At 41.8% G+C, this 8,685-nt stretch carries 7 protein-coding genes and 2 pseudogenes; 1 reads left to right on the top strand and 8 read right to left on the bottom strand.

Translation table 11 applies throughout. The features are described 5' to 3' along the window. Together AC1DPZ_RS17265 and AC1DPZ_RS17260 are read right to left on the bottom strand one after the other, a co-directional pair. A pseudogene (locus tag AC1DPZ_RS17265) lies at positions 1-537 on the bottom strand (hypothetical protein); the annotation flags it as partial. Between the two features lies 1 nt (position 538). Further along, positions 539-1,282 carry a hypothetical protein gene (locus AC1DPZ_RS17260; protein ID WP_477405615.1) on the bottom strand — a complete coding sequence of 248 codons (744 nt, stop codon included), beginning with the start codon at positions 1,280-1,282 and terminating at the stop codon, positions 539-541. A 187-nt stretch (positions 1,283-1,469) separates the two neighbouring features. Here AC1DPZ_RS17260 and AC1DPZ_RS17255 point away from each other — a divergent pair, with 187 nt between their 5' ends. Then, on the top strand, positions 1,470-1,694 hold the full coding sequence (locus tag AC1DPZ_RS17255) for a LytR/AlgR family response regulator transcription factor (protein WP_477405613.1): 225 nt from the start codon (positions 1,470-1,472) through the stop codon (positions 1,692-1,694). A gap of 234 nt (positions 1,695-1,928) precedes the next feature. Here AC1DPZ_RS17255 and AC1DPZ_RS17250 read toward each other — a convergent pair whose 3' ends face one another. The 6 genes and pseudogenes from AC1DPZ_RS17250 to AC1DPZ_RS17225 form a co-directional block, all read right to left on the bottom strand. Further along, positions 1,929-3,671 carry an alpha-L-arabinofuranosidase gene (locus tag AC1DPZ_RS17250; RefSeq protein ID WP_477405611.1) on the bottom strand — a complete coding sequence of 581 codons (1,743 nt, stop codon included), beginning with the start codon at positions 3,669-3,671 and terminating at the stop codon, positions 1,929-1,931. A gap of 80 nt (positions 3,672-3,751) precedes the next feature. Next, positions 3,752-4,663 (bottom strand): AraC family transcriptional regulator, encoded by a 912-nt coding sequence (locus AC1DPZ_RS17245; RefSeq protein WP_477405609.1) that lies wholly within the window; start codon positions 4,661-4,663, stop codon positions 3,752-3,754. 7 nt (positions 4,664-4,670) lie between these two features. Next, positions 4,671-5,171, bottom strand: a complete 501-nt coding sequence (locus AC1DPZ_RS17240; RefSeq protein ID WP_477405607.1) for a hypothetical protein — start codon at positions 5,169-5,171, stop codon at positions 4,671-4,673. 118 nt (positions 5,172-5,289) lie between these two features. Further along, positions 5,290-6,495, bottom strand: coding sequence for an IPT/TIG domain-containing protein (locus AC1DPZ_RS17235; protein ID WP_477405605.1), 1,206 nt, complete (start codon positions 6,493-6,495; stop codon positions 5,290-5,292). 14 nt (positions 6,496-6,509) lie between these two features. Beyond that, positions 6,510-8,144 carry a RagB/SusD family nutrient uptake outer membrane protein gene (locus AC1DPZ_RS17230; RefSeq protein WP_477405603.1) on the bottom strand — a complete coding sequence of 545 codons (1,635 nt, stop codon included), beginning with the start codon at positions 8,142-8,144 and terminating at the stop codon, positions 6,510-6,512. A 19-nt stretch (positions 8,145-8,163) separates the two neighbouring features. Next, a pseudogene (locus AC1DPZ_RS17225) lies at positions 8,164-8,685 on the bottom strand (SusC/RagA family protein); the annotation flags it as partial.

Here is an 8,685-nt window from a genome sequence, read left to right as displayed (position 1 = left end):
TGCTATGGGTACACCCGATTTAGCACTTTTTACATAGCCTGATAAAACCGTTTTGCCAAATTTTAACCCATTACTTTTTATGCCAATTTCGTACAGTTTATTTTCAATAGTTGATTCAATTACAGGTTTTTTAACAGGCGCTGTTGTAAAATCAATTACCGGCGATGACGTAACTGGTTTGCTTTGCCCCGGTTTTACGTTAAAGTAACCCTCGGCCGGTTGGGTACGGACCACTTTCCCAAGCGTTAAAAAAACTTCCATTTTTGATGCAACTATGGCATATTGAAAATCGGAATTACCAAAAGCCTGCCTAAGTACATTATCCAACGGCAGGTTATTTACCTGCAGCGTAATTTTAATGCTATCAAACTGAGTACGGTCATAATAAAACCGGTACCCTGTTTTAGCTTCAAGTTCGCGGGCAAACTGATCGATGCCTGCCTGTTGAAAATTAACACTAATGCTTTTTGAAGTAACCTGTGCATGCAATAGTTTAACCGCCAATACCATAATAATAACCAGGTAGATTTTTTTCATATTATTTGGTTAAACTATCATAATAACCCGCCACGGAAACCAGCGCCATTTCGCGCAGGTCTTCAAACTGCAAATGCTTGTCTTTGATGTATTGCTTAAGCTCCTTGTTCTTTTCGGCAAATAGGTCAAGCACCGAACTTTGGCTGCTCACTTTGTAATAGGTACTTCCTTTTTTAATATAATAATCGGGGAGTTCGTGCGAGGGCACAAAATACCGCTCCCTGCCTGTGGCACCTGACGTAGATTTGAGCAATTTTGCTACTTTTTTTACAACCTGTGATTTACCGCTATAAAGCTGCTCATAAAAGCCGGACTTTATATCACCTGTACTTTTAGGTACTCTGACAAAGTGCCGCTGGTGTAAATCAAAATTGGAAACTTTATCGGCTATTAAGGCTATTGGCGAAGCATGATTGAAAAGCAATACCACTAATTGATCGGTATACAGATCATAAATCATAGACACGTTTTCAAAACTTTGCCCATCGTACTCAACCGAGCCGGGCCGCCAGGCATCAATATCATCAAGGTAAGGGCTGCCTTTGATGGATGAGTCATAGGAGTCATAAACCAAGCCGTTATACAACCTCGATTGCTCGCCAACACCCTGGTAAAAATGGTTAACTAAGTTAGTAACTGCGGCATCATAATTTGAGCTATCGACACCAGACTGTGCCCATGCAGTTTTGTATAACAGAACCAATACAAAACAACATATTACTTGGGTAGGATAACATTTAGGCATTCAGTTAAAATTTATTCAGTAATTAAATAAATTTTAACGAGCAAAGCAAATTCTTAATGATTTGGCGGTAAAACAAACCCCATTATGACAAATTTGTTACAACAATTAATATCAAGGTAGCTCTTTATTATATATCAAAACAAAATACTATTTGATTTATTATACAGCCCCCCGATATACATTACTTATGCAACACGTTAAAGCCATCAAATGTGGCAGTAAATACGAAAAGATCCCTTTAGATGAGATACTTTATGTAGAAGGAATGCAGAACTACGTGAACATATTCACGTTAAAAGGCAAATATGTGACTATGCTCTCCCTCAAAAATCTGGAGGAGAATTTAGCGGGCAAAGCCTTTATCAGGGTACATAAATCATATATGGTAGCAATTGGCAAAATAGGCGGATAAAGGGCAACGAAATTTTTATACAGAACAGCAAAATTCCCATTAGCCGTAATTACCGGGAGCAGGTTATAAAGCAGGTAGTTACCAACAGACTTTGGGATAAAAAATAGCCTGCATTGACTACGACAAACGTGTCGTAATCAATGCAGGCTATCTACTTGTTAATCAATTATTAAATTAGGGGTATTTACTTTTTTTTAAACGTAGGGTACTTTTACAGAATACTGAATAACATAACTACTTCTTATCGCAAACCAGGAACACAACGCCTCTTGCCGGCACGGAAACCTTTATCCCCCCACTTGTACCCGATGAGCTTGCCGGAAGCACARCATAATTTGATGGACCGCCAACATCGCCGGATGGACCGTTGTTATTTATGATTACCTTACCGGAGTATGATCCGTTATCGGTGCCGCCTTTCAACGTATAATAGTAGTAGCTGGCCCCCGTATAATAGTTTTTAAAGTTGACATTAACTACCTGGTCGGTACCGCTTTTATTTACCAATGTAACACCGGCTTCGCCCGATGTAAACGAAGATGCGTAACTAACGATATCTGTATTACCTGTTACTGTTGAACTTATCATCCGATCTCCAAAGTATTTTTGAAAATAATACAGGTAATAAAACGCCGGACGCGGGGTAAAATCCGTTGTGCCATCCTGTTTATAGGTAAACAAACCATGATCATTACCATCGCTGCCGCCATTGGCTAAATCCCAGCGGCAGGCCATACTTACCTGATTTTTAATTAATTCGCCAAGTACCAAAACCGTGTGTACACCATTCATATACGATACCTGCTGCCTTGAACCGGCTGCAAATATGTTCCACTCGTCCATAGCAACCGGTTTTTGTGCCACGCCCGCTTTTTGAACGGAGCTGTTAACCCAGTTTAGCATTGAAGTTGTAACCGCTGATGGGGTTGCCAGGATAACCTCCGGAGTTGAATTTTGGTTAAATGGTGTATAGTAGTTATGCACCACAAAAAAATCAGGCGATGAACCGGCCGCTGTTAATACGCCTGCGTTCCAGTTTTGCACCCCTACCGAATTGTTTTGGTCATCTGCATCGGTAAGTACAATACCTATTTTAATGGGGGCTCCTATGTCGCTGGCGGCTTTGCGCATCGAATCCGCAAAAACCTTAAAATGGGTTCCATATAGCTGGCCCGTTAAAATTTCGGGCTGCCCGTCCTTATTTTTTGATACATCAATACGGTAACCGGCTTCCCAGTTGCCAAAATTTTCATTACCCACCTCCCACCATTTGGTACGGCCTTTATCATTTCTAACCCATTGGGCAGCATAATGCGCGGCGGTCTCTACCGGGTGATCGCTCAATCCATAACGCGCATAGCCATAATTTACAGTGATAATACCGGTACTATTGGTTTTTTGTAATAAGGAATAGTAATTATCGAGGCTTATTGACCAGTTATCAGTAACCATACCGCTCCAGTACCCGGTAGTTGGATCGGCGCTGCCATCGGCTTTTAATAATTGGGCCGGAACATCGACGGGCTTACCGCCCGAAGGCAGATCATAAAAGTAAACATCCGATAAGCTGCCACCGGGGGCCCTGATAATATTAGGGGAAAGATTGGTTATATTTTTTACCAGGCCCACATCAGTAAATTGCCCTGTAAATGGATTCATATTATTGCCAAATAAGTTTTTTGAAACTTTTGACACCACTTGTGCAAAATCTGCTGTTACCGTGATTGTTGATGTGGTACCGGGTTTAGCTGCATTTTGCGCCAATGGTTTCGTAAATATTTTACCTTCCCAGTTATCTAAAAAAAAGCCTTGCGAAACCGCGATAGCAGGATCTGTTGGTGAAGTAATCGGGCCGGTTGCCCCTCCGTTATCTATCGCGACAACCACCGTTGTATCAATTTTTTTATCCTTTTTACATGCCTCTGATGTTACAACGGCAATTAATAATACAAATACACTCTTTGTTGTCAATTTCATTCTGTTGTTTTTTGCCTTAATAGGGGGTTTAAATATGGCTTGTATGGCCGGCTTGCCAAGCAGGTGTTTTTTTTTATAAATTATGCCACTGACGCCTTTAAGTTAACCTGCGGGTGTAGTATACAACCTGCTATCATATAGGTTGACCTAAACTCATTTGGGGTGAATTGTTTTTTGCGTTTAAATATCCTGTTGAAATTGGATATGTTGTTGAAGCCGCATTCATAAGCTATCTCGGCGACTGTAGTTGTGGAGTCTATCAGCATCCTTGAAGCATGCCCTAATCTTATTTCGTTTAAACTATCAGTAAACGTTTTGCCGGTACGCTTTTTTATAAAACGGCTAAATGAAGCTTCGGGCATATGGATAACCCTGGCAGCCTCGGCCAGTGTTACCCGGCGGTTGTAATTATTGTTCATATGCTCAAATACCTTCTCTATTCGTCGGCTGTTGTAATAAAATCTTTCATTTATAAAACTCAGATCCGACAATGTTTTCATGTCGGGCGAGGTTGACAACTCGTGCAGAATAGATAGCAGTTCTAAAACAGATATAAACCCGCTCTTTTTATTCAGGGCTAAAATCCTATCCTTAACCGCTAAAATTGTTTCCGGAGTGAATATGATACCCATAGGTGCGCGTTGAAGCATACCCTTTAAAAAACTGAGCTGATTTCTTTTTAAGAATTTTTCATCAAAAAGGTCCTTATGAAATTGGATAATGATTTCTGTTATTTCTTCACTCTCACATTCATTGGTAAACCAGCCATGGTAAAGATCGGGGCCGATAAGTACCAGTTCAAGATCATCAATTACGTCCATATGGCCCCCAACAACGCGTTTGGCTCCTTTGGCATTCAAAATCAAATGAAGTTCATAATCATCATGATAATGAAGAGGTGAATCAAATTTATTATCGGTCTTCGCGAAAACGGTAAAGCAATCGCCGGCTGTCAGCGGGGTAATTTCGCGCATTACATTGCTTGTCATCATAATAATTTTATTTAACTACCAGCTGGTCGGCAACAACCTTGGCTGTAACATCATCTATTATCATCGTTCCGGAGGCATTACCCATTGCAAGAAGAACTTTAAAGCTCGAAGCCTTCTCAGGTATTTTAATCGCTTTAGTAAAAAGAGTCCATTCCAGATCACCTGTTAAGCGGGCAATGTTTTCGCCACCGTTTATTTCCTTATCGCCGCTATCCATAAAAACAACACTAAATATGGMGCCATCCCAATCGTTTTTGCCTTTAACAACATTTATGACTTTTATCCAGGCGCCAAACTCAATAGTTGTGGTTTTTTTGGGGATGCGGATTACCTGGTCGGTACCCACCCAATTATCAGTAGTAGCGCTGATAATGGCGCAACTATTTTTGCCGTTTTTAAAGTCCCAGGGCGTAAGTTTTAAATTATTTCCGCTCCATCCGTACAATTCATCTTCAAAACCGCTATTGGTTACCAGATTTTTTTGCGCTTTAGCCAGTAAGCTCAGCATAATTAAACTTATGCAGCACGTTATTTTAATCGCCTTCATTGTTCATGTGAGTTTTAAAATACCATCTCCCGGCCTACTCAATTCGGCCAGGGGATGGGTATTATCTTAAAGCAACATATTACTGTATAACGCCTACGTCGTCTAAATAAAACAACGAAGCTACTCCACTAAATTCCTGGAAAATAATTGAATTTACTGTTTTAGACGCTGTGCCCCCAGTATTTACAAAGGCCGTCATCGGGATATTAAAGTTTGTCCAAACGCCTTCTTTTAAAGTAATTGCTACTGCATTATTAAAGTTATAATCAAGTAATATATGTATAACCTTGTTATCGGAACCCTTACCACCATAAATCGACATTTTAAAGCTTTTTAAAGCAACATTGCCTGGAGCCTGAATAACATAAGCATCGTAGCCACCGGCATACTGTACCTTTATTGATTTGCTACCGCGTGCAACAGGCGAACTATTGTTACCATCGGGCGAATTGCTCCAACCATATTGCCCCCATCCGTTTTCAAAACTATCTTCAAACGCAGCCTGTGAAAATCCGAAAGGATATACACTGAAAGCTTCGGTGTGATTGTCTGGGATACTCAGATTTATGCCATTTGATCCTAGGGGCCCCGATGTTGTACCACCACCCAAAGTAGCGGTAGTAGTAACCGAGATAATATTTGGGCCTGATAAACCAGCGGGTACTTTCACTGTAGCCTGCGTAGGTGTAAAGGAAACTATCTGTGCCGGAGTTGTACCAAACTTAACACTACTCAAGCCGTTAAATGTAGTTCCGTTGATAACGATCAGGTCGCCGGCATTACCTGCGGTAAAGTTCACCGATGTGATGGATGGGAAAGGCTGCTCGATGATAAAATTAAAATCAACCGAGCCATGCTGGGTCACTACCTTCAACTTATTAGGCGTGCTTGCATCACTAAAAGGCACAGTTGTAGGTATATTGATAATAAGGCTCTTATCCGTTGCCAGCGCGGTGTTGAAATAAATTTCGACGCCATTGACGTAGATATGCGTTGCACTGCCCAGGTTTGTACCCACAATCATATACGGGGTATATATTTTACCCGATGTGGTGGTAGAGTCAAACGGTGTTGGTCTATGCTCGCCATAAGTTGAGGACGAATCAAGCGTTATCCGGTGTTCAATTGATGTCAGGCTATCTTTGGTAAGCGTGCGCACACGGGAAATAGTGGGCGCACCTGTTCCGTAGTTGTTTTTATCCTTTTTACAGGATTGCACTGCAAGTGTAGCCAACACGGCCAGCAGCAAGTATAGGCGTCCTGATTGTTTAAATATTTTTTTCATGTTAATGCTTTTTACTATTTGAATACGTAAGGAACYGGTGGATCTAATAATTTAGGGTCAGTTGCGGTTTCTGTTTGCGGGTAAGGAAACACAAAAAACGAACTTTGCGCTACATTTTTCTGGCTGTATACAACCGGCGGGGTATCATTACTAAATGTGCCACGCTCCTGGTTGCTTAAAATTGCTACAGCTTTAGGGTGGTTTACTTTTAAAATACCTTGCCAGCCATCAATACGGCCCAAATCAAACCAATAATCAAATTCAAAAGCAAGCTCCATCCGGCGTTCGTGTAGGATATCATTTTTGGTAAATGATGTTACAGTATTTAAACCAGCCCTGTTCCTGATCATGTTGTAATACCTTAAAGCAACCGGATCTGTTGTGCTGCCGTTGCTGCCTAAAATAGCTTCTGCCTCAATCAGTAAAACTTCGGCGTAACGCATCAGGTAGGTATTGTTTGCGGCTGATTGTGCCGCGCCTACACCGCCATTATCTGCCGGCGTACCCACTACATACTTTTTCATACCTGCTTTGGTACCCTGTGAGTTCACATTATTAGGCACGGTGAAACCTCCACTGGCCTGGTCAATTTCAGGGTACTTATCGCCGGCCAGCATAATTGTGGCATGCTTGCGGTTATCGCCTGGCTCGTAAGCTCTTTGAAAGTCAATTGTTGGACCCATTACAGAATAGCCGTCACCGGTGCCTGTAACACCACTTATTGCCCACGAAGCCTGTATAGAGTTTCCATGGCCATAAGATGCACCACCTGCCCATTGCAAGGCCGCAACAGATTCTTCGTTATTGTTGTTAGCAGTTTTAAACAAATCGTCATAATATTTACCGTCTACCAAACCGGTGTAGCCGCCTGATGCTATTTGTGCATCATTTATATAACCACGGTACAATTTAAACTCGCCGCTATTGATTACCTTTTCCGCCTCGGCCCGGGCATTGGGGTAATCTTCCATATACAGGTATACCTTTGACAGCAATGCCGATGCCGAACCGCTTGAAACATGGCCCTGTGCCTGGCTCGATCCGCTGCGGATCATCTTGGTACAATTAGCCTCGGCAAATTTCAAATCGTTGATAATGAATTTATACACATCAGTAACCGGGTTAGTATTAACCTGAAAATTGGTTACAAAGTCTTCACTGTTCTCGATGATAGGCACATTGCCCCATAACCTTACAATATGGAAGTAGGCTATAGCACGCATAAAATGCGCCTCGCCAAGGGCATTATTGATAACAGCCTTGTCAACCGATGCCGGAGCATTAGGTACGTTATTGATGACAGCGTTTGATTGCGCAACAACCGTAAATAAAGAGTTCCAGGCATCGGCAAGGCGGGGGTTAATATTGGTAAGCGAGAAATTGAACAGGCTTATTACGTCATCAGAATAGGTACGCCCGTTACCGCCGGCCAGTTCTGTAATTGCCCATCCTGCTTTGTTGTTCCAGTTAAACCATGGCGAGTTATACAATGCGTTGGTACTCGCGGCTACCTGGTCGTTTGTTTTATAAAAGTTATCTACAGTAATAGCGTCCTCGGGCGGTCTGTTAAAAAATTCCTTTTTACAACCGGTTACTGTGAATGTGCTCATCACCGTAACGCCTATAAAATATTTTATATGTCTTTTCATGTTAAATTCTTTTTATGGATTAAAATTCAGCGTTAACACCAAATGTTACTGTGCGTGGAGATGGGTAGCGACCCAAATCAACGTTTGTTAAAAACACATTCTGGTTCATGGCGCCAACTTCGGGGTCTAAACCTTTGTATTTAGTAAATGTGTACAGGTTTTGACCGCTCGCAAATACCTTAAATCTGTTCAGTTTTATCTTGCGGGTCCATTTTTGTGGTAGGTTCCATGCAAGGTTTACATTCTGGATTCTTAAGTACGATCCGCTTTCTAAAAACCTATCAGATGTAAACAGGTTGGGGTTATCCAAACCGGCACGCGGTGCAGGGATATTAGATGTTGGGTTGCTTGGGCTCCAGAAATTGGCAGATGATTGCAGCTGGTTCACGTACAGGCCCGATAAGCCCGCAGTTGTATAATTTAACGCGTTCAATATTTTAGCGCCGTATGAGCCGGTGAGGAAGATGTTCAGATCAACGGATTTATAAGAGAAACTATTGGAAATACCGTAAGTAAACTTAGGGTTAGGGTTACCCAGGTA

The organism is Mucilaginibacter sp. P4_G9, assembly GCF_056400985.1.
Note: the sequence above shows the minus strand (reverse complement) of the source record. Positions and strands in the feature narration are given on the sequence as shown.

Excerpts from the sequence above, each read along its gene's own strand:
- AC1DPZ_RS17260 (WP_477405615.1), bottom strand. The coding sequence starts at position 1,282 with ATGCCTAAATGTTATCCTACCCAAGTAATATGTTGTTTTGTATTGGTT.
- AC1DPZ_RS17255 (WP_477405613.1), top strand. The coding sequence starts at position 1,470 with ATGCAACACGTTAAAGCCATCAAATGTGGCAGTAAATACGAAAAGATC.
- AC1DPZ_RS17245 (WP_477405609.1), bottom strand. The coding sequence starts at position 4,663 with ATGATGACAAGCAATGTAATGCGCGAAATTACCCCGCTGACAGCCGGC.
- AC1DPZ_RS17235 (WP_477405605.1), bottom strand. The coding sequence starts at position 6,495 with ATGAAAAAAATATTTAAACAATCAGGACGCCTATACTTGCTGCTGGCC.